Source organism: Acinetobacter chinensis (assembly GCF_002165375.2).
GTDB classification, from domain to species: domain Bacteria; phylum Pseudomonadota; class Gammaproteobacteria; order Pseudomonadales; family Moraxellaceae; genus Acinetobacter; species Acinetobacter chinensis.
In genome coordinates this window covers 3353737-3374699 of record NZ_CP032134.1, presented here as the reverse complement: position 1 = coordinate 3374699, position 20963 = coordinate 3353737, and the positions used below count along the sequence as shown (strand labels likewise).

23 protein-coding genes and 4 tRNA genes are annotated in these 20963 nt (G+C 44.6%); 17 read left to right on the top strand and 10 right to left on the bottom strand.

Annotated elements, in window-relative coordinates; translation table 11 throughout:
• Together CDG60_RS17065 and CDG60_RS17060 are read left to right on the top strand one after the other, a co-directional pair.
• On the top strand, positions 1 to 1299 hold the full coding sequence (locus CDG60_RS17065) for an FAD-dependent oxidoreductase (RefSeq protein ID WP_118847342.1): 1299 nt from the start codon (positions 1 to 3) through the stop codon (positions 1297 to 1299).
• A gap of 4 nt (positions 1300 to 1303) precedes the next feature.
• Positions 1304 to 2152 (top strand): SAM-dependent methyltransferase, encoded by an 849-nt coding sequence (locus CDG60_RS17060; protein ID WP_087512075.1) that lies wholly within the window; start codon positions 1304 to 1306, stop codon positions 2150 to 2152.
• Positions 2153 to 2247: 95 nt separating this feature from the next.
• On the opposite strand, the gene CDG60_RS17055 is transcribed toward CDG60_RS17060, so the two are convergent.
• The 3 genes from CDG60_RS17055 to CDG60_RS17045 form a co-directional block, all read right to left on the bottom strand.
• A tRNA-Thr gene (locus CDG60_RS17055) sits at positions 2248 to 2323 on the bottom strand.
• A gap of 272 nt (positions 2324 to 2595) precedes the next feature.
• Positions 2596 to 2823: a hypothetical protein gene (locus tag CDG60_RS17050; RefSeq protein ID WP_087512076.1), complete on the bottom strand. Its 228-nt coding sequence runs from the start codon at positions 2821 to 2823 to the stop codon at positions 2596 to 2598.
• A gap of 508 nt (positions 2824 to 3331) precedes the next feature.
• Positions 3332 to 3421, bottom strand: a tRNA-Ser gene (locus CDG60_RS17045).
• Positions 3422 to 3542: 121 nt separating this feature from the next.
• On the opposite strand from CDG60_RS17045, the gene CDG60_RS17040 reads away from it, so the two are divergent.
• The 3 genes from CDG60_RS17040 (at position 3543) to CDG60_RS17030 (ending at position 7119) form a co-directional block, all read left to right on the top strand.
• Positions 3543 to 5423 carry a potassium transporter Kup gene (locus CDG60_RS17040; RefSeq protein ID WP_087512077.1) on the top strand — a complete coding sequence of 627 codons (1881 nt, stop codon included), beginning with the start codon at positions 3543 to 3545 and terminating at the stop codon, positions 5421 to 5423.
• A 312-nt stretch (positions 5424 to 5735) separates the two neighbouring features.
• Complete coding sequence (locus tag CDG60_RS17035; RefSeq protein ID WP_087512201.1) at positions 5736 to 6818, top strand: DNA/RNA non-specific endonuclease; 1083 nt, start codon at positions 5736 to 5738, stop codon at positions 6816 to 6818.
• Between the two features lie 55 nt (positions 6819 to 6873).
• Complete coding sequence (locus CDG60_RS17030; protein WP_087512078.1) at positions 6874 to 7119, top strand: hypothetical protein; 246 nt, start codon at positions 6874 to 6876, stop codon at positions 7117 to 7119.
• A 52-nt stretch (positions 7120 to 7171) separates the two neighbouring features.
• Here the strand turns inward: CDG60_RS17030 and aqpZ are convergent, their stop codons facing one another.
• Together aqpZ and CDG60_RS17020 are read right to left on the bottom strand one after the other, a co-directional pair.
• Positions 7172 to 7864 (bottom strand): aquaporin Z, encoded by a 693-nt coding sequence (aqpZ, locus tag CDG60_RS17025; protein ID WP_087512079.1) that lies wholly within the window; start codon positions 7862 to 7864, stop codon positions 7172 to 7174.
• Positions 7865 to 8002: 138 nt separating this feature from the next.
• Positions 8003 to 9004, bottom strand: a complete 1002-nt coding sequence (locus CDG60_RS17020) for an AraC family transcriptional regulator (RefSeq protein WP_087512080.1) — start codon at positions 9002 to 9004, stop codon at positions 8003 to 8005.
• A gap of 109 nt (positions 9005 to 9113) precedes the next feature.
• Here CDG60_RS17020 and CDG60_RS17015 point away from each other — a divergent pair, with 109 nt between their 5' ends.
• On the top strand, positions 9114 to 9728 hold the full coding sequence (locus CDG60_RS17015; RefSeq protein WP_087512081.1) for a sterol desaturase family protein: 615 nt from the start codon (positions 9114 to 9116) through the stop codon (positions 9726 to 9728).
• A 432-nt stretch (positions 9729 to 10160) separates the two neighbouring features.
• On the opposite strand, the gene hisF is transcribed toward CDG60_RS17015, so the two are convergent.
• Positions 10161 to 10919, bottom strand: a complete 759-nt coding sequence (gene hisF, locus CDG60_RS17010) for an imidazole glycerol phosphate synthase subunit HisF (RefSeq protein ID WP_087512082.1) — start codon at positions 10917 to 10919, stop codon at positions 10161 to 10163.
• 113 nt (positions 10920 to 11032) lie between these two features.
• Between hisF and CDG60_RS17005 the strand changes: the two genes are divergently transcribed.
• From CDG60_RS17005 to CDG60_RS16995, 3 genes are read left to right on the top strand one after another with little or no spacing between them, the layout of a single operon-like run.
• A complete protein-coding gene (locus CDG60_RS17005; RefSeq protein WP_087512083.1) occupies positions 11033 to 11980 on the top strand; it encodes a homoserine kinase in 948 nt (315 codons plus the stop codon).
• 12 nt (positions 11981 to 11992) lie between these two features.
• On the top strand, positions 11993 to 12619 hold the full coding sequence (locus CDG60_RS17000) for a DUF1294 domain-containing protein (protein ID WP_087512084.1): 627 nt from the start codon (positions 11993 to 11995) through the stop codon (positions 12617 to 12619).
• Positions 12620 to 12646: 27 nt separating this feature from the next.
• Positions 12647 to 13042 (top strand): DUF4870 family protein, encoded by a 396-nt coding sequence (locus CDG60_RS16995; protein WP_087512202.1) that lies wholly within the window; start codon positions 12647 to 12649, stop codon positions 13040 to 13042.
• Positions 13043 to 13127: 85 nt separating this feature from the next.
• On the opposite strand, the gene hisA is transcribed toward CDG60_RS16995, so the two are convergent.
• Positions 13128 to 13859 (bottom strand): 1-(5-phosphoribosyl)-5-[(5-phosphoribosylamino)methylideneamino]imidazole-4-carboxamide isomerase, encoded by a 732-nt coding sequence (gene hisA, locus CDG60_RS16990; RefSeq protein WP_087512085.1) that lies wholly within the window; start codon positions 13857 to 13859, stop codon positions 13128 to 13130.
• Positions 13860 to 13981: 122 nt separating this feature from the next.
• Positions 13982 to 14599: a 3'-5' exonuclease gene (locus CDG60_RS16985; protein ID WP_087512086.1), complete on the bottom strand. Its 618-nt coding sequence runs from the start codon at positions 14597 to 14599 to the stop codon at positions 13982 to 13984.
• Between the two features lie 91 nt (positions 14600 to 14690).
• Here CDG60_RS16985 and CDG60_RS16980 point away from each other — a divergent pair, with 91 nt between their 5' ends.
• On the top strand, positions 14691 to 15089 hold the full coding sequence (locus CDG60_RS16980; RefSeq protein WP_087512087.1) for a helix-turn-helix domain-containing protein: 399 nt from the start codon (positions 14691 to 14693) through the stop codon (positions 15087 to 15089).
• Between the two features lie 82 nt (positions 15090 to 15171).
• Here CDG60_RS16980 and hisH read toward each other — a convergent pair whose 3' ends face one another.
• Together hisH and hisB are read right to left on the bottom strand one after the other, a co-directional pair.
• Entirely contained in the window at positions 15172 to 15789 is a 618-nt protein-coding gene (hisH, locus tag CDG60_RS16975) for an imidazole glycerol phosphate synthase subunit HisH (protein WP_087512088.1), read from the bottom strand.
• Positions 15789 to 16382 carry an imidazoleglycerol-phosphate dehydratase HisB gene (hisB, locus tag CDG60_RS16970; RefSeq protein WP_087512089.1) on the bottom strand — a complete coding sequence of 198 codons (594 nt, stop codon included), beginning with the start codon at positions 16380 to 16382 and terminating at the stop codon, positions 15789 to 15791. Before hisB ends, hisH begins: the two co-directional genes overlap by 1 nt.
• 102 nt (positions 16383 to 16484) lie before the next feature.
• On the opposite strand from hisB, the gene CDG60_RS16965 reads away from it, so the two are divergent.
• From CDG60_RS16965 to CDG60_RS16935, 7 genes are all read left to right on the top strand, one after another.
• Positions 16485 to 16862, top strand: coding sequence for a GNAT family N-acetyltransferase (locus tag CDG60_RS16965; RefSeq protein ID WP_087512090.1), 378 nt, complete (start codon positions 16485 to 16487; stop codon positions 16860 to 16862).
• Between the two features lie 197 nt (positions 16863 to 17059).
• Positions 17060 to 17135 (top strand) — tRNA-Phe (locus tag CDG60_RS16960).
• Positions 17136 to 17270: 135 nt separating this feature from the next.
• Positions 17271 to 17346: transfer RNA gene (locus tag CDG60_RS16955), tRNA-Phe, on the top strand.
• A gap of 79 nt (positions 17347 to 17425) precedes the next feature.
• Positions 17426 to 17878, top strand: coding sequence for a hypothetical protein (locus CDG60_RS16950; protein WP_087512091.1), 453 nt, complete (start codon positions 17426 to 17428; stop codon positions 17876 to 17878).
• Between the two features lie 9 nt (positions 17879 to 17887).
• A complete protein-coding gene (locus tag CDG60_RS16945) occupies positions 17888 to 18595 on the top strand; it encodes a hypothetical protein (RefSeq protein ID WP_087512092.1) in 708 nt (235 codons plus the stop codon).
• 198 nt (positions 18596 to 18793) lie between these two features.
• On the top strand, positions 18794 to 20050 hold the full coding sequence (locus CDG60_RS16940; protein ID WP_087512093.1) for an OmpP1/FadL family transporter: 1257 nt from the start codon (positions 18794 to 18796) through the stop codon (positions 20048 to 20050).
• Positions 20051 to 20147: 97 nt separating this feature from the next.
• Positions 20148 to 20894 carry a class I SAM-dependent methyltransferase gene (locus CDG60_RS16935; protein ID WP_087512094.1) on the top strand — a complete coding sequence of 249 codons (747 nt, stop codon included), beginning with the start codon at positions 20148 to 20150 and terminating at the stop codon, positions 20892 to 20894.
• Positions 20895 to 20963: the final 69 nt, after the last annotated feature.

Genomic DNA, 20963 nt, shown 5'->3' with positions numbered 1-20963 from the left:
TTGGAAATTGCAGTCATTGGTAGTGGCATGGCTGGGCTGGCTACCGCAAGAATTCTCAAGGATGCAGGGCATAACATTAAAATTTTTGAGGCTTTGCCTGGTCGGGGGATGGACAGTCACAGTACTGAGTTTGAAGGTGGTCTGATTGATGCCCCTCTAAGGGTAATGAACCCCCATCTGTGGAAAAATACGCTCAGTCTCGCAGCTTACCTGGGAATTAAGGCATTTCCTGTGCGGACATATATGGCTTGCAGCTGGTTGTTTGAAGATAAAACGGAAACCTGGCTGACCACATCGCGCAGCCGGATCGGTAACTTACCGATCATCAATAACCGTAAAGGAATCCAGCAGTACGGATGGCGGCTGGTGAAAGGAATGCTGCAGCTGAAAACCGCAATACATCAGTTTTTTAAATCTGATCAGCAGGACATGACGCTGGCAGATTTCATCAATAAAAACGACATTGAAGAAGTGTTCTGGCATGGTGCTGTTATGCCGGTGCTGTACACCATCTGTACCTGTAACCCGAAAACCATCGGTGAATGGCCAGCGAAACCGTTACTGACATTTCTGCGTCAGCTGACAGATGGCGATGCCTTATTAAGAATTCAGGGTGGAACTTCTGCACTGGTTGATGGCTTGATCAATGGCATTGATATTTACAGTGGTTCTGCCATTACTTCAGTCAGAACTGAGGGCGAAAAGGTAGAGATCTTAAATTCAGCAGATGAAAAATTTGTCTTTGATCGGGTGATCGTTGCGACACCAACAACAAAAGTTGAAGAATTCCTCGATGCCGAACAGTTTGCAGATGACATAGCTTTGCTCAGACAGTTTAAATTTGAGCAGGGTGATCTGGTGATTCATACTGACCCTACAGTGATGCCGCCTAAGCGTAAAGACTGGGCTGTGCTCAGTTATATGATGGACCGTAAATTTACCCGTCAGCAGTTTACAGTATGGCTGAACTCGATTGAACCGAGCCTGGTTGGAAAATCCCCAGTTTTTCAGACATGGCGTCCGGTGACTGAAATTGATCCGAAGAAAGTGATTTCCACTGTGACACTGACTCGTGCAGTTGTGGATATGCAGACCGTTGCACTGAACAAAGAGTTACAGGAACGCCATAAAATGGCAGACCGTAAGGTCTTTTACTGTGGTTCATGGTCGTGTGATGGTTTACCGATTCTTGAGTCTGCTGTGACTTCTGCAATGCAGATTGCAGAGATTTTTGGTGCACCATTGCCATTTAAAGGCTTAAAACCTAAAGTTGAGGTTGCACCGCAACTCGGCTATTGATCAGATGAAATGGTTACAGGCAATTCAGCAGTTTTTACCTCAGCACAAATATGCCATTAATGCGGTGGCACTTGGGGATAATGCTGAACTGCCCTGGACCAACCTGGGATACTGGAATGATGCAACATCTTCCTATCCGCAAGCCTGTCGTCAGCTGACAGATCACCTGGCACAAGCCATACAGCTGAAAGCAGATGACCGTTTGCTTGATCTGGGCTGTGGGCAGGGGGCAAGTCTTCAGCACTGGCTTGAGCACTATCAGATTCAGGATCTGGAAGCAGTTGAGTTACAGAACCAGTGTGTGCTTCGTATCAAAGAAAAACTGCCTCAACTGACCGCGATTCACCATCAGTCTTTTTTAAATTTAAACTCTGTTTCATTTCCCAGAAAATTTAATGCGGTGATGTGCATAGATGCGGCATATCACTGCAATCTGAATTCATTTCTGACATCAGTCACGGCTGTTTTAAATTCAAAAGCACGGATTGGTTTTCATTGCCTGGTGTTGTCAGATGACTGGCAGACCGCATCAACCATAAAAAAACTGCAATATCAGGCATTACTGAAATCGGCTGATGTCAGTTTGGCATATTTATATGATCAGACTGGTTTAGCGCAGTTATTGCAGCAGCATGGTTATGGGCAGATTGTGATTGAGGATCTGTCTGAACCTGTACTGCATGGTTTTTCAGATTATATTTTCCAGAAAATAAAGACCGCTACGGAACTGGAGCAGCAGAATGCTGGATCGCGACTGGATATTTTTAAAATTCAGATGACTGCCCGATTGTGCAAAAAACTGTATAAGGATGGACTGGTGCGTTATGTTCAGGTCTGTGCAGAATACATCTGACTGTTTATATTTATAAAGATGGATGAGAAACTGAGTTAAATTTTTAAACCCCTTAAAAACAACAAAGCCCCACTGAATAAGTGAGGCTAAGTATATGGTGCCGGCACACGGATTCGAACTGTGGACCTACTGATTACAAGTCAGTTGCTCTACCAACTGAGCTATGCCGGCATTGTGGAGTGCATTTTACAGAAACTCTGACTCAATGCAAGCCAAAAAATAACCGATTAATGAGTTTGATAAAACTAAATATAGATCTGTCCACTAAAGTTCAGATCCTGAAGATTGTCTTTGAGCTGCTTAACTCTGATAAGACGAAACAGAATGGTCTCTGGAACCGATCCAGGAGTAAATGAACTCAGGTTCAACCTGAGTTCATGCTGGGTGATCTTGTTTTAATTTTGAAATGAATTTTCTGAAATCATTGTATTGTTATGTGAAATTTATTTGCTCCTCAGAATTTTATCCAGATCCTGGGCACATTCTTCGAGGGTAAAAGCCATATCAAATTGTAACTGGGGTTTCAGCTCACTGGCTAATTTTCTCCATTCTTCAATTAACTGGATTGCTTTTTGAACCTTGTGTTTATTTACATCCTTGGCAATGGTGGGGGTATATCCACCGCGTTTAGCATTTTTGACCTGTTTTACATAATTTATGCTGTTATTCATTGTCGCTCCCGAATAGCAGTTTCTATGAGTCTTAAGTGCTTCTGTTGGCTTGGTCGCAGAATTCTGTTCTGCTGTTTCTTAAGTTTAGGTTCGGAACATTGCATCCTGATGATAGGTTTTACTGTTTTTATTTACTCCTTGTTGTTTATTGGTTTTTTTATGGATGAAACAGGGATCGTCATTTGATGCTAAACGATGAATTCAGGAATTGGAACACTTCTGTTCTGATTTTTTTATGCAGAATGTAACTGTTTTTGTTTGGATTGTATGCTGCAGTCCTTTATTTTTTTATCTCTGCTGAGATGTTTTCAGTACTGTAATGCGGCGGGTTGTTTAATTGTTGCTGTTTACGTGTATTAAAGAGGAAGGAGTCGGGTTGTTTTACCCCCATTTATACCCCGAAATGACTCTCGAGAATGGGCAGTCAGAATGTACAGGACGTAAAAAAGGCTTAAACCATAACAGTTTAAGCCTTTTTAATTCCACTGGATAAGGTGGAACTGAATCTTGGCGGTGAGAGAGGGATTCGAACCCTCGATACGCGCAAACGTATACACACTTTCCAGGCGTGCTCCTTCAGCCACTCGGACACCTCACCATGCGCTGGGCATGATACCCAAAAAAAAACATTCTGCCAAGAAGAAACCATAGATTTAGAGCAAAACTTTTTTCTCAGTGATATGATTGCGAAAAATCAGTGTCTAAAACGAAGACAAAATATGCAAAGTACTGCAAAAAAAGCAGCCCTGCCGGTCATTACCCTGGCAGCTCTAGGGGTTGTATTTGGAGACATTGGGACCAGTCCGCTGTATGCGCTTCGTCAATGTTTTCTGACAGCACATCTTGCCATTACAGAAGCGTCAGTACTGGGGATTCTGTCTCTGATTGTCTGGTGCATGATGCTGACCATCAGCTTTAAATACGTCAGTGTCATCATGAAAGCAGACAACAATGGTGAAGGCGGTATTATGTCACTGCTGGCATTAAACCTGCGGACAACACGGATTGCCGATAATAAAAAAATTTATCTGATTGCGCTGGGTTTCATCGGTGCTTCACTGTTTTTTGGTGACGGCATTATTACTCCGGCGATTTCAGTCATGTCTGCCATTGAAGGCTTAAGCATTGCAACGCCAATGTTCAATCAGTGGCTGATGCCACTGGCAATCGGTATTCTGACTGGACTGTTTCTGGTACAGCGTCACGGTACGGGGACGATGGGGAAATTTTTTGGTCCCATTACCCTGGCGTGGTTTATTTCGATAGGTCTGATTGGTCTGCACAGTATTATCCAGACCCCTTATGTTCTTTCCATGCTGAATCCTTACTGGGCAATCAGTTTCGTTGTGCAGCAGCCTTATGTTGCATTCCTGACCATGGGTGCTGTGATTCTGACCATGACGGGCGGTGAGGCACTGTATGCAGATATGGGGCATTTTGGACGTATGCCGATTAAAATGGCGTGGTTCATTATTGTGTTGCCCTGTCTGCTGCTGAACTATGCAGGGCAGGGTGCCTTGTTACTGCGTGATGCAAGTGCCCTGGAAAATCCATTCTATCTGCTGGTACCGGAATGGGCACTTTATCCAATGATTGGGCTCGCGACTGCAGCTGCCGTGATTGCCTCACAGGCAGTGATCACGGGCGTATTTTCCATGGCAAATCAGGCAATCCAGCTGCGTTATCTGCCACGCTTAAGTGTTCAGCACACTTCAGATGTGGAGCAGGGGCAGATTTACCTGCCGTTTATTAACTGGGTGCTGTATATCTCTATTTTGCTGCTGATTCTGATTTTTCAGAACAGTGCCAATCTGGCAAGTGCCTATGGTGTTGCGGTCACGATGACCATGCTGTGCGATACGATTTTAATTGCAGTGCTGGCTTATGGTTTCTGGCGCTGGCCTAAATGGAAACTGGCGCTGTTTGTTATTCCATTTCTGGTGATTGATCTGATTTTTATTGCATCAACGTCGCTGAAAATTGTTTCAGGTGGATGGGTGCCAATTCTGATCGGTGCAATTGCATTTACGATTTTAATGACATGGAAAGATGGGCGGGAAATTGTTTATAACCGTTTATCCAAAGACTCCTTATCACTGGATCTGTTCATTAAAAGTGTCAGTATGAGTTCTGAAACCATCTTTGTTCCTGGTGAGGCTGTATTCCTGACAGGTAATCCAGAGATTGTTCCACATGCGATGCTGCACAATATCAAGCACAATCGGGTGCTGCATGAACGTAATATTCTGGTGACTGTTATTACCCGTGATGTTCCTTATGTTTCTGATCAGGAACGGGTCAGGGTGGAAGTGCTGGATGATAAATTTCAGCGGATATTTATTTACTATGGATTTAAGGATCAGCCCAATATTCCTGTCGCACTGGAACTGGCTTATGCACAGCTGGATATTCCGTATGACATGATGCATATCAGCTTCTTTATTTCACGGGATCGACTGATTCATACGGTCGGTGATGGGATGTCGCCGTGGCGGGAAAAACTGTTTATTTCCATGCAGCGAAATACAAGTCCTGTCAGTGATTTCTATCAGATTCCTCCAAACAGAGTGGTTGAGCTGGGCAGTCAGATTGAGATCTGATCTCCGTTCGATATAAAAAACCAGGTCTTCGGACCTGGTTTTTTTGTTTACGCAGGATGGATAGCGTCTGTTTTTCAGATGGATCGGGGTGAATGTTGTTTTATTGATCATAGTGCCTGAATAAACGACAGATTATGTCGTTCTATGGTCGAGTCTGCTGAACAGGCATGCCATAATCATTCATTCCTTTTCAGATACGGATTCGCAGAGCTTGTCATAAAGCGGTTTGTGGGGATGATCTGAAAGTTTTCAGGGTTGATAAATGCAGATTTGCAGCTTCAGCCCGTTTTACTGAATGTCTGTTGTGTTGGAATGGCTCGCAAAAAAAGTCGTGGTTCTACAGGTGGATTCGGGAAAGTTTTTCTGAATAACACACTGGTTAAAATTGTTCTGGGGATGGTTGCTGCAAGCAGCTTTGCAATTGCATTTGGGCAGGAAAAAATCAGCCAGCTGGCTGCCATTATGCCTTCTGCTTCAAATTCTGCCTGTATGGATCAGTTCTATCGGGATGTACCTCCGTATCTGCATAAAACCAGTCTGCAGAAAAATGCATATCCACTGTGTTTCAATGGGTTTAATGTCATGTATTCAGGTGTGTCCAAAACACCGCTCTGGGTAGCCGAAGCATTAACGCCTGAACGTCTGAGTAAAAAAATTCCACGTGAAGACAGTTTTCATGAAGAAAAAAGAGTGCGTGCCGAGCACAGGGCACTGCTTTCGGACTACCGTGGTTCAGGCTATGACCGTGGACATATGGCACCCAATGCAGACATGCCTGTTACTGAAGCACAGTATGACAGTTTTTCTCTTGCCAATATGGTTCCGCAGGCACCCAAGAATAACCAGCAGGTGTGGCGTGAACTGGAAGAAGCCACCCGTGCTCTGGTGACGAAGCAAAAGCAGGATATTTACGTGGTCACTGGACCGGTTTTTTCAGGCAGAAAGCTGAAAACCATTGGTCAGGGGGTGATTGTTCCAACAGCGGTATATAAAGCGGTGTATCTGCCTAAAACCGGCGCGATAGGGGCTTATTATGCACCGAATGATAATTCACAGCAGGTCAGCATTGTCAGTGTCTGTTATCTGGAAGAACAGCTGGGCATCAATCTGTTTCCACAACTGACGGAAGAACAGAAGCGAAATACTTACAAATTGCCACTGACTGCAAATGCAGTGAAAGCGGCTAAACCCTTGGTGTATTCACACTGGGATGCTGAGAGCCAGTGTGCAGAAGACATCAGTGCGGAGCAGTTGAAAGCAGTGCAGAAGGAGTTCAGATCATCATCTGTGGCGACTTCATCCACTTCAGCACCGATCGATTCAGCTGCACAGGATGCGATTGTGAAACAGCTGGTTGAGGCATTATTGCAGTACATTTTACAGCTGTTGAAATAAGAACAGCTGAGTTAGGATAATGCTTCATATAACAAAAAGATGTGAGTATCAGTGAATGTTTAAACCGTTTATTCATGGCAATGAATCACATGCCATTCATGATCTGACCCTGGAAAATGCAGAAGACCGTGTCAGTATTTATGGAAACTTACAGATTACAAAAGATCAGGCTGGACTTCAGGCAGCAAAAGCCTTACAGACTTATCTGAACGAAATTGTTGCAGCACTGGAGCAGCAGACAGATTTACCGGAAGCGCTGGAAACCAGGGTAGAGGGTGAGATTGAAAATCCGTTTCTTTAAAAACAGAAAATAAAAAAACCTGCTGATGCAGGTTTTTTTATTCAGACAGAAATCAGTCCTGCTGTTCACCACCGACAACTTTATAGATGATCGCACCTATAACTGCACCAATAATCGGTGCAACCCAGAATAGCCATAACTGACTTAAAGCAGCTGTTTCAGCAAAGAATGCGACACCTGTGCTTCGTGCAGGGTTAACTGAGGTATTGGTGACAGGAATACTGATCAGGTGAATCAGAGTCAGTGCCAGACCAATGGCAATCGGGGCAAAACCGGCAGGTGCGCGTTTGTCTGTAGCCCCCATAATCACGATCAGGAAAACAGCAGTCAGTACAATTTCAATGACCAGGGCAGAAGTCAGGGAGTATTTACCAGGAGATAATTCACCAAAACCATTACTGGCAAAACCGCCAGTACCTGCAAAACCACTTTGTCCCTGAACAATCAGATACAGTACAAATGCTGCCAGTGCTGCACCAATCACCTGTACGATGATATAGGGTGCCAGGTCTTTGGCATCGAAACGTCCACCGACCCACAACCCGATGCTGACTGCCGGGTTGAAGTGTCCACCTGAGATATGACCCAGCGCATACGCACCTGTCAGGACGGTCAGACCGAATGCCAGGGCTACACCTGCAAAGCCAATACCAAGTTCAGGGAATGCTGCGGCAAGTACGGCACTGCCGCAACCACCAAAGACCAGCCAGAAAGTACCGATCAGTTCTGCTAAATATTTATTCATCGTTTGCTCCATTTGTTATTGTGTTACTTTGTTTTAATGATGAAGATCATTCTTAATCTTTAAATTATCTTTAAAGGAGATTCTGAAGAATCTCAACCTAAACATGATGAACAGACATGACACCTTCATGACAGTGAATCATTCAGGATTGTGCAGTCTCCACTGTTGAGGTGTCAGATTTGCCCATTGTTTAAATGCGCGCTGGAAAGCACTCTGTTCTGAGTAGCCAAGCAATAAAGCAATTTCGTGCAGACTTAAATGGGGATTCTGTAAATATTGTCTAGCCAGCAGGAAGCGGATTTCCTGCATACGCTGCTGATAGGTTGAACCCTGTTGCTGTAGATGCCTTTGCAGCTGGCGTACCGAAAGATTCAGCTGGGTGGCAATATGTTCAATCTGAAACTGATGCTTCTGTAAACCCAGTAAAATAGCCTGCTGTAACCGCTGATCAATCTGTGTGGAGTTGGGTAGCTTATCCAGCAGAGCCTGAGCCTGTTGCATCAGCAGGTGCTGCAAGGTCTGATCACCCTGACGGATCGGTTTGGACAGTTCTGAAACAGGCAGCAGAACCTGTGCATAGGGCTGTGAAAAACGGACTTTGCATCGGAAGTACTGCTCATACAGCCCTTGATTTTTAGGTGCAGGATGACGGAAATGTACTTCATGCAGGTGAATATCATTAAATTCCATATAATGCTTCAGAAACTGGAGCATCAGCGCAATGGCAATTTCATCAGTGGTCTGGGTGGTCAGGTGAATAGGCAGTTCGCCCCAGCGGATCGCAATCAGATCTTCGAGTATTTCCACCTGTAATGTCGTACCGTCATAAACCAGGCGGTGAAAGTCATGATAGCGGTAGAGGGCTTCACCGAGGCTTTCACAGGACAGTGCAATATAGGCAATGATACCCAGATGTTTGGGTTCGACATATTCAGCAATTTCCAGACCGAGGGCAGGGGGGTGCAGCTGCTGATCCATATCGGTCAGCAGACTTCGCCACAGACTGAAGTCAAAGCGTTCAAGGTTCTGAACCTGCTGAAGTTTTATTGAAACAGGAATCCCTTTCTGTTGACAGTAGGCATACAGTAAATGCCCAAGTCCCCCGTAAACTGATCCTGTGTAGTCCTTTAATTTTTGCATATTGATCTGTTTTTTGTTGTCGCAATTTGTCAATGAATTGCAGAGTTGTCGTCAATATTTACCTTTATACCACCATTATATTTAAATAAAAGAAATGGAGGAATAACATATGTGGAAAGGTTTCCTTGCTGGCCTGGTCGTTGCAAACGGCTTCGAGTGGGTTGCACATAAATATATTTTACATGGTACACATCGCCCGGGACAATCCCGTTACAGCCCAGTGCCAGACAGTATGAAATCCCACTGGGAACATCACCGTGAAGTCAGAAAGACGGATTTCAGTGACCACGGTTATGTGGAAGGGATTTCCAACTGGCGTACAAAAAATGAGATCGTTTCCCTGGCTGTCGTTGCAAGTGCTGCAAGTCTTGTGTTTTACCCTTTTTCAAAGGGAATGGCAGCAGCAGCGGTCTACAGTGCATGCAATTATTATTACATTCACCGCCGTGCTCACCTGGAACCAGAATGGGCAATGAAAAAAATTCCATGGCATTATGATCATCATATGAACTCAAATCAGGATGCAAACTGGTGTGTGACAAAACCATGGTTTGACTATGTCATGGGTACCCGTGTCATTTCATCTGCTGCCTTACAGGAAAAAAATCCTTTAGGGATCGCTTTACCAGGTTTTGCAGCGACAGCTTTAAATAAAGCAGTGAACCGTCTGTTTCCAGCGAAATGGGTTGGAAAGGAGCCTGTTCTTCTGAAAGAGGCATCCTGAGCGTAGCTATCAAACAGGATCAGCGGTTGAAAATGATATAATGTCTACGGGTTGGCAGAACAGGGCATGTGTTTAAGAAAATGTCGTGATTTGTCAACTTTTGTGGTGTGAAATGTCAATATCCTGTATGTTTTTTAACATATAGTCTTTGGCAGTTAGATATTGATATGAATTTCAGCTGTAATAATTTCTGTTTGATTTTAAACCACGTGCTGTAGTTTCTTCGGTTTCAAGGAGTCTTCAAGGCTCCTTTTTTTTACCCTGAATTTTTATATCGGATGCGGATTTCAGCATTTTTGATCAGGATGAATACTGAAAATAATATATATCATCTGAAAGCTGAGCTGTTTTTCGCCTGGATAAGCACTTTTAAACTGTTTTAAAATGACAAAGAGCATGCAGTGAATACTCTTTGTCAAAGGTGACTGAGCCTTAGAGGCGCATTTCAATTCCTTGTTCAGCAAGGTATTTTTTTGCTTCAGGGATCGTGTGCTGACCGAAGTGGAAAATGGATGCAGCCAGTACAGCATCTGCCCCACCTTTTAAGATACCATCTGCCAGGTGCTGTAAATTACCTACACCACCAGATGCAATAGTTGGAATGGTGACACGGTCATTGATCTGACGCATCAGCTCAAGGTCGTAACCTGCTTTGGTACCATCGGCATCCATTGAGGTGATCAACAGTTCGCCTGCACCGAAATCAGCCATTTTTACTGCCCATTCGATGGCATCAATTCCAGTTGTCTTACGACCGCCGTGGGTAAAAATTTCCCATTTATTTTCAGCGGTTTTTTTCGCATCAATTGCGACCACAATACATTGAGCGCCAAAACGCTGAGAGGCTTCCTGAACAAATTCAGGATTGAAGACCGCGGCTGAGTTGATGCTGACTTTGTCTGCACCGGCATTGAGCAACAGACGGATATCTTCGACTTTACGGACACCGCCACCGACAGTCAGAGGTACAAAAACAGACTCTGCCATACGTTCTACGGTACGGTAAGTGGTGTCACGGCCATTGGAAGTCGCTGTAATATCCAGGAAAGTAATTTCGTCTGCGCCCTGCTCATTGTAGCGGCGGGCAACTTCGACAGGGTCACCTGCATCACGGATATCAAGAAATTGAACACCTTTCACCACCCGACCATTATCTACGTCCAGGCAAGGAATAATACGTTTAGCGAGCATAAATTTTTCCAGTTATTACAGCCAATTATGAAACTGACCCGCACAGGTGCTACACCTTGGCAGATTGAACGGCTATTCTATCAAACTTAGCTAAGTTTTTTTGCAGGTTTTCTATGTCGGTTTATACCCCACTGAGTTTAAAGGAAGTTCAGGATTTTGCAGCGCCTTATCAACTGGAGGTGACAGATCTGATTCCTATTCAGGGTGGTATCCAGAATACCAATTATTTTGTGGTCTGTGACACAGCTCAGTATGTACTGACGATTTTTGAAGAAATGGATGAGCAGGGTGCATCTGAACTGGTGCCGGTACTGGAACATCTGGGGCAGCAGGGGTTGGCTGTGCCTGTACCTTTAAAGCACAGTGGAAAATCCATTCATATCTTAAAAAATAAACCGGCTCAGATTGCTCCAAGAATGATGGGCAAACACCCGATGCCATCTACTGTAGGGCAGGTCAGGGCAATTGCACAGGCACAGGCACAGATGCATGTGGCACTGCTGGATTTTCCGCTTCAGCGTGCAGAATATCGGGATCACCGTTACTGGCGAAGTGTGGCAAAAGAGATTCAGCCTACACTGGACATGGCAGACCGCACCTTACTCAGTAATCTGCTGGGGCTGTACGATGCTTTGAGCATGATGTATCCAGACCGTCCCCGCGGTTTTATTCATTCAGATCTGTTCAGGGACAACACGCTGTTTGATGGCGATGAACTGAAAGGCATTCTGGATTTTTATGAGCTGAATAAAGATGAATTGCTGTTTGATATTGCCATCAGCATGAATGATTTCTGTACGGATTATCCTTCGGTTGTACTGAACGAAGAAAAAGCGATGGCCTATCTGGAAGCATATAGTGCGGTACGAGCGCTGACAGAAGATGAAAAATCCTGTCTGGAGCTGTATCTGGCGATGGCAGCGGGCAGATTCTGGATGATGCGTTTACAGATTGCACAGAAAAATGCAATGGAAGGACGTACAGGAACAGATATTCTGCAGAAAAACCCCGTAGAAATGCGTAATATGCTGATTGAACGGATGAAATTTGTTACAGCATAAAATGAGGTGAAAATGCGCGATCAGGGTCGGTTGGTGGAATGGTTTGATGAAAAAGGCTATGGTTTTATTCAGCCTGAGGATGTCTCAAAAGATCGTGTATTTCTGCACATCAAGGATTTTTCCCGACCTGGTCCACGTCCAATCGTCGGCTGTGCACTGGAGTATGTGGTTCAGCTGGATGGTCAGGGGCGCTGTAAAGCCCGTCAGGTGACTTATCTGAAAGCCACACAGACCCAGAAAAAACCCTCAAGGGCTCAGCCATCTGCATCTCATGCCAGTCCACGGCTGCAGGGTATGCAGATATTGAGTGTTGCTTATATTGTGGTACTGGCAGGGCTTGTGCTGGCTGGAAAATTACAGGGAATGATTCTGCTGTTCATCAGTATCATCAACGTCATGACTTACTGGGTGTATGCGCAGGATAAAGAAGCTGCACAACAGAACAATCGGCGTGTTCCTGAAAATACTCTGCATCTGTTGTCCTTCCTGGGAGGATGGCCGGCGGCCTGGCTGGCTCAGCAGCGTTTACGACATAAAACACAAAAACAACCTTTCCGTCAGATTTATTTTTGTACCATAGGTTTTAATATATTGCTGATTTTATGGCTGATTTCACCTTTTAACAGCCTGCATATTTAACTGGGTGCTTTTTGCTGAGGGTAGATGATGAATTATGAGATAGATAAAGATCCGAACCGATCTCTGACACTTGTTCTGTATATTCTTTATATTGTTGCTATTTTTTCGGCAGGTCTGCTCGCCGTGATTGCGCTGATCATTAATTATATAAAACGCAGTTCGGTCAAAGGCACTATCTTTGAAAGTCATTTTACCTGGCAGATCAGAACGTTCTGGTGGTATCTCATCTGGAATGTCATAGCCTTTGTACCGTTTATATTTCTGTTTTATAGCGGACAGAATCCTGAGCTGTTTGCCGGTGTTGCGCTGGGCGCATCTGCTTTTTGTATCGTGGTGATTGGACTGGCATGGGTCTGGATTGTTTATCGGGCTTTAAGGGGAATCATTACCCTGAATGACAACAGGGCGATGTATACAGACTGATGATAAAATCCTGAAGGTATAAACAGTAAACATCCTGAATAAAAAAAGAGGTCATATCGACCTCTTTTTTATTGGCTAAACCGTCTTACAGAGACTGTGCATCCAGTAACAGCTGAGCTTCACGCAGGTTCAGTGTATTTTCATAGATCGCACGACCCGTGATCGCACCTAAAATACCAGGCTGACCTTTTAAGTTGCGGACATCATCCAGGTTGGTCACGCCACCTGAAGCAATTACAGGTAGACCTGAGTACTGTGCAAGATGTACAGTCTGCTCAACGTTTACACCCTGCATCATGCCGTCACGGGCAATGTCTGTGTACACAATGCTGGAAACACCTGCATCTGCAAAGCGTTTTGCTAAATCGGTTGCTTTAACATCAGTGACATTTGCCCAGCCATCTGTTGCCACCATGCCGTTGATCGCATCAATACCAACAATGATATGACCTGCAAATTTTTTGCATGCTTCTTCAACAAATTCAGGTTCTTTAACAGCTTTTGTTCCAATAATCACAAAAGACACACCTGCATCCAGGTAGTGTTCAATGGTTTCAAGGGAACGGATACCGCCACCAATCTGAATTGGAAGCTCTGGCTGTGCTTTGGCAATGGCTTCAACCACAGGCTTATGGATTGGTGTACCTGCGAAAGCACCGTTCAGATCGACCAGATGCAGACGGCGTGCGCCTTCATTGACCCAATGCTGTGCAGTGGCAACTGGATCATCAGAAAATACGGTATCGTCTTCCATACGACCTTGTTTTAAACGGACACATTTGCCATCTTTCAGGTCAATTGCAGGGATGATCAGCATGCTTTCGCTCCTAGCCCAGTCTCATAAAGAATTTATTGGCGCTAATCTTAGCAAAATATTGATCAATTTCTAAGAGCCTGCACTGGCTTTTATTACAGCAAAGCAGATTTATGCAGAAAATTTTATGAAATATCAGGTGGAAGTAAACCCTGTTGCTGAAGTGCCTTAAAAATCAGTACAGGGGCATAGGCATCTGCTGCGGCATATTCAATCTGCTGTGGACTCAGGTTTTTCCGTGACCAGTTGGAGGTACTGACAGATTTGCGTTTGGGGAAATTCTGCTGGAACAGAACAGCAATGGCATTTTTAATACCCAAAGGATTCTTAAACCCCAGCTGTGTGAAGCATCTGGACAGATCAACCGTATGATTCAGCTGGATGCCTTTTTTACGGAACAGGTGTGCATCATTTTTCAGTCCAAATCCTGTTTTCAGCTGAGTGTGGCTGGAAAGTACAGTTTGCAGAAATTGCAGAATTTCTGGGGAGACCTGAAACAGCCATGCATCTGTTTCTGTGGCAAGCTGAATCAGATGAGGGCCAGTCTGAGTTTCACCTTTGGTAAATGTTGGACGGGACTCAGTATCAAAGCCCAGAATTTTCGCCGCTTTAAGCTCAGCTTCAATCTGCTGACACTGATCGAGGGTCTGAATAACCCTGATCCGTTCCAGCGGTAGATTCTGAAACAGAGGATAAGTACTGATGGTTGCTGTATCCGGCAAAGTGGGTGCTGAATGATCCAAAAGAAAGAGCCTGAAGTTTTTTTACTGTTATAGCAAAAGCTGAACAAAAAATGTTAGTTTTGCAGAGCAACTGTACAGAGGAGTAAAAACAATGAGCAACAGGGATGATGAGTTTTCTGCATTTGTCGATGGAGCAAAACGGATCAAACAGCTGATTCAGGAAAAGAATATAAAAACCTCTGATATTGTCTCTGCGCTTGAGGTTTCAAAAGACACAGTGGGGCGATGGCTGCAGGGGCAGTCTGTACCCAGTGCGCAGAGTCTGATGGAGCTGGCAAAGTATTTAGGTGTGTCTGAACGCTGGATACTTGAAGGTAAACCTGCTGGCGCTGAAAGTGGAGTACCTGCAGATCTGGTACTGCTGAAACAGGCAAGCGTTGAACAGCTGATGAATGAACTGAAACTGCGCTATGCAGAGCTGAATCTGGACGCTGAAATCCGAGTCAGTGTCAGACCGGTCGAAGGTGGTTTTGTCACACGGGAAGACTGAGGACTGAAACAGAACATTAAAAAAGCCCATTTAAAAATGAGCTTTTCTTTGAAACGGATAATATCTGAGACTAAAAACAGAATCAGATATCCCATTCCACAAAGTTTTTCAGAAGCTGTAAGCCTACAGTATGGCTTTTCTCTGGATGGAACTGAGTCGCAAACAGATTTTCTTTGTGAATCGCGGTACAGAACTCAATGCCATAATTACAGGTGGCAGCAGTATAGGCAGTATTTTCAGGTTCTACATAGTAGCTGTGTACAAAGTAGAAACGTGCATCCTGCTCAATATTTTTCCACATCGGATGCTCAGGGTCAGCCTGATGCACCTGATTCCAGCCCATATGAGGCACTTTTAAGCCTTTCATATCGGGAAAGCGTTTGACCACACCTTCAAAAATGCCCAGTGCTTCAGAACCGCCATTTTCTTCAGAAGATTCCAGCAAAGCCTGCATACCGACACAAATCGCTAAAACAGGTTTGTTGAAAGCTGCCTTGCGTACGACTTCATCAATACCTGCTTCACGCATTCCCTGCATGCAGTCACGCATTGCGCCTACACCAGGAAATACGATTTTGTCTGCCTGAGCAATCAGTTTTGGATCATTGGTCACATCAACAGTTGCACCGACATGTTCAAGGGCTTTTGCTGCTGAGTGAAGGTTTCCCATGCCATAGTCAAGAAGGGCAATACGGGTCATTACAATGTTCCTTTGGTCGATGCCACAGTATTTTCTGCACGAGGGTCAACCTCGCAAGCCATGCGTAAAGCACGTGCAAATGCTTTAAATACACTTTCAATCTGGTGGTGGCTGTTTTTGCCTTTTAAGTTGTCAATGTGCAGTGTCATCAGCGCATGATTGACAAAACCCTGGAAAAACTCTGAAAACAGGTCAACATCAAAACGACCGATCATGGCACGGGTAAACGGAATATCCATGAACAGACCAGGACGACCAGACAGATCCACCACCACGCGGCTTAAAGATTCATCAAGCGGTGCATAGAAATGACCATAACGGCGCAGACCTTTTTTATCGCCTAAAGCCTGAGCGAAAGCCTGTCCTAAAGTGATACCGCAGTCCTCAACCGTGTGGTGATCATCGATTTCCAAGTCACCATCACAGTGAATATCAATATCAAACAGTCCATGACGCTTGATTTGATCAATCATATGGTCTAAAAATGGAACACCGGTGTTCAGCGTGCCTTGACCAGTACCGTCAAGATTCACACGAACACGTATTTTAGTTTCGTTGGTGTTTCTTACTACTTCACTGATACGTTGCGCCATAGACACGTTCCTCAAAAAACGTCAAAAATTAAAAGTTTGATGTAAAGATGTTTCGCTTTGACGAAAGTCACTGCATATTAGATTGCTCAGGAGGGTTAATCAATGCCTATAACCGTACATGCCTATACTTCACTTGAAAATGACGAAGTGCGCAGCCAGCTTGAGCGACTGTATGACACAAGCCCAGAATTTAGTGATGGGCAGGATGCCATTGAACAACTTGAGCAGAACTTAGCTCAGTATACCCTGGTTTATACCGCAGAATTTAATACTAAACTGATTGGTGCACTCTGGTGCACTGGACAGGGAGACAGCAGAACCCTGGAAAATATCGTGGTTCATCCCGCTAACCGAGGGCGGGGCGTTGCTGAAAGGCTGGTGGAAGAAGCCTGTCGTATGGAAGAAGAAAAGGGTGTTAAAGCCTTCGAACCGGGCTGTGGCGCGATACACCGCTGTCTGGATCACATCGGTAAAATTTGAAGAATACCGTTTTTAAAGCAGTCTCAGGACTGCTTTTTTTATGTGTGTAGGTTAATAAAAACCGACTATATAACTGAATCATCAGCAGTAAACAGTTTTAAAAAATAGATAATATGCTGTAAAAGTGAACATTTAAAAGCAATTATTCAGAAAGCTGCTTGACGCTCAGGGACTTAAACTGTTTAATACGCGTCATCGGCGTGATAGCTCAGTAGGTAGAGCAACGGATTGAAAATCCGTGTGTCCCCAGTTCGATCCTGGGTCTCGCCACCATATTTAAAACGTATTTGTGTTTTCAATCCCTGATCCCATCAGGGATTTTTTTTTGCATAAAAAATATGCGATCAAATAAAAATGTGATGATTTTTATTGACTAATCAGAGCAGATACGGCTTAATACACCGCATCGGCGTGATAGCTCAGTAGGTAGAGCAACGGATTGAAAATCCGTGTGTCCCCAGTTCGATCCTGGGTCTCGCCACCATATTCAAAAAACCTCAGACATTGTCTGGGGTTTTTTTATTGGTTAAAATAAAAGATTGAGGATAATAATTGAGATAACAATGAAAAAAATTTTAGGTTTTGGATTTTCGGCATTTCTGGTTGCGCTGCTCAGTGGTTGTGGTGGCGGTGATGGCGGCGATAACTTTAACTCCTCTTATAGTCAGACCATTGTCAAAGGTGCAGTGACTTATGTCTGCCGCAGTGAAAAAGCAGCATCTGCCTGTGAAAAGAACAACGACTGTTCAGCCTGCGAAGACCAGTCTGGGAACCCTATTGTCACTGCCTGTAAAACGACCACAGTTTCAGGGTTGAAAACATTTACGGTCACGCAGGCAGGGTGTGTACTGAACCTGAAAAATACGGCTCAGACCGGTGTCTGTGTCAGCGGTGATCTGAAACTGCTCAATGCTCAGGGAGCAAACCGTGCCAGAGTGCTTGCAGAGGGTTCTACATTTGAGGCATCCAAACTGCCATACAATGTGATGAATAATGAGCAGATTGTCTGCAGTTAAGCCTTAGTCATGCATTATGCTGTAACTGCGGTCATTGCTATCCTGTGCTTTGGACTGGGCTATCTGACCGCTCACTGGTCTTCTGATCAGACACCAGAGACAAAGGTGCCTGATCAGGTTCTGGCTGAGCTGCAACATCCATCTTCTGCTCAGCTGGAGACAGGACAGGGTGTGCCGTCATGGCAGACCCAGCTGAAAACACAGACTCCAGAAATCACCGCATTGATCAACACTGCTTCATCCGAGCAGATCAGTCATTATCTGGAGCAGGTTTTTCCGGATTATGATCTGTCCGAAATCCAGGATAAACGCATGTTTGCAAACCGCCTGATGAATGAATTTATTGAAGCAAAAAATACTGATCCAGCAACGCCTTTAGTGGCAAGCGCGACAGTGAGTTTTTATGAATCCATAACAGCATCTGCGGTTATGCCCCGTGATATACCGTTGCACCAGCCTTTGTTCGCACATCTGGATACACAGGGTAAGGTGGACAGTGGTAAGCAGATTTTTATCCGCTGGAGCAACAGAGACAGCGGTGAAGTGCTGTTTTTTATGCCACAGCGGATCACGGCTGACAGCCAGCAGAACTGGGTCAGTTTCAGTCCTGCAAAAGGCTGGAAGCCAGGAACCTATGATGTCAGATATTATCAGTTGAACAGTGAGATGGTGCCCATCGCACAGACTTCCTATGTCATTGAACGGGTGTTGAACTGAGATTTTTTACTGTCAGAGCTGAAATTTTCAGCTCTCTGACGGGATTGCACATCGAAATTTGCGCTATAAAATCTGCTGTAATCCCTGATCTGTCTTTTATATGAATAAAAAGAATAAGTATTAGAATTTATATTTGATTACATGCATAAGCTGCTAACAATATACTTTGTTATATATTGTTTTTAGTTAAGATAAAATATGAATCATTCAGTTTCGCTGTTATCCCTCAGTGTTGTGATCGCTTTAATCAGTACTTCTGCATCTGCAACCACAGGTTATTTTATGCATGGCTATGGTGTTAAAGTTCAGGGTAATGGGGGGACTTCCATTGCCCAGTTTCAGGATGCATTAACCATTGCCAGTAACCCCGCAGGTTTAAGCTGGATCGGCAGTCGGGTGGATGCGGGTCTGACCGTATTTTCTCCTGACCGTTCTTCGAAAATTTCAGGCAATCAGTATGGAGCCAATGGCAGCTATGATGGCAACGGACGTAAGTATTTTGTCATTCCTGATATTGCGCTGAATCATGAAATTAATGACCAGGTGGCGCTGGGGCTGGCTGTTTATGGCAATGGTGGCATGAATACAGGCTATGACAAAAATCCCTATGCTGCCTTTGGAAATACAGGATCAGCAGGTGTTGACCTGACGCAGGTTTTTGTTTCTCCTGCAGTGTCCTGGAAATATACAGATTATCAGTCGATTGGTATTGCGACCAATATTCTTTATCAGCGTTTTGAAGCCAGAGGGATTGGTGGTTTTGCAGGTTATTCGGCTGATGGCGCAAACCTGAGCAACCGTGGTAAGGATTCATCTACAGGTATTGGCGCACGTATTGGCTGGGCAGGTCATTTCTTTGATGAGCGTCTGACCCTGGGTGCAAATTATTCTTCTAAAATCGATGCAGACCGTTTTGATAAATACCGTGGACTTTTTACAGAGCAGGGTGATTTTGATGTGCCGGAAAGTTATGGCGTTGGTGCTGCATTTAAGGTCACACCCAAACTGACACTGGCAGCAGATGTACAGCGAATCAATTATTCAGATGTCGATTCGGTGGGAAATACATTTGATGTGGCACAGTTGCAGCAGGGACATGCTTTTGGCACAGTCAGAGGTCCAGGGTTTGGCTGGGATGATATCAATGTCTATAAAGTCGGAGCATCATATCAGGCAACACCTCAGCTGACACTGCGGGCAGGTTACAGTCACAATGATCAACCTGTACAGGACAGTGAAACGTTTCTGAATATTCTTGCACCAGGTGTGATTCAGGATCACGTCAGTATCGGGGCAACGTACAATATTGACCCACATCAGGAAATCAGCGTTGCTTATACACATGCGCTTGAGGATGATGTAGAAGGCGCAGTTTCCCCTGCATTTGGTGGCGGAAAAACCACACTGAAAATGAATCAGAACATTCTGGGTTTTTCCTATGGTTATAAATTCTGATCTGAATCTGACAGACCATTTTTAACTTTGGCTGTATTGCCGAGCCCTGTTTCTGGCGTCATGATGTGATGTATGTATAGAAACAGGGTTGAGCGTAATGAAAGATCTGTTTTCTTCGGGCAGTGAGCTGTACCGACAGGCCAGACCGCAGTATTCACAGGCAGTGCTTGATGAAGTCCTCAGGCATGTTTCACAGCGTGAGTGTGCCTGGGACTGTGGTGCAGGTTCGGGGCAGTTTACTCAGATGCTCGCCCCTTTTTTTAAGCACGTGATGGCAACCGATCTCAGTGCTGCACAGCTCGCACAGGCACCTCAGTTCAGTAATGTCACTTATCAGGCGCAGCCAGCAGAGCATTCGACCCTTGGATCTGCTTCAGTTGATCTGGTGACTGTGGCACAGGCAATTCACTGGTTCAGTTTCGATGCCTTTTATGCAGAAGTCCGACGTGTTTTAAAACCTGATGGAGTGATTGTCGTGCTGGGTTATGGTCTGATTCAGCTGCAAAATACGGAGCTGAATCAGCGGGTACATCATCTGTATTCAGATATTCTGGGTAAATACTGGGATGCTGAGCGGCGTTATATTGATGAAAACTACCAGACCATCCCATTTCCTTTCAAAGAGCTGCAAACACCTGAAATAAGCCTGGAATACCAATGGTCAGGACAACAGTTACTGGATTATTTAAACACCTGGTCCGCCTTAAAGCATTATCAGAAAGCTCAGGAGCAGAATCCACAGATGGTGGATGCACTGGCAGAGATTCAGCACTTTCTGCATAACCGTACTGAATTATGGCATGTGACTTTTCCTGTGCTGCTTCGGACAGGGGTGCTTGATTAAGGTCGGTCAGAATTTAAAAATGTCGACTTCTATGCATCATAACCATTTATCCTGAATCAGTACCTGGAT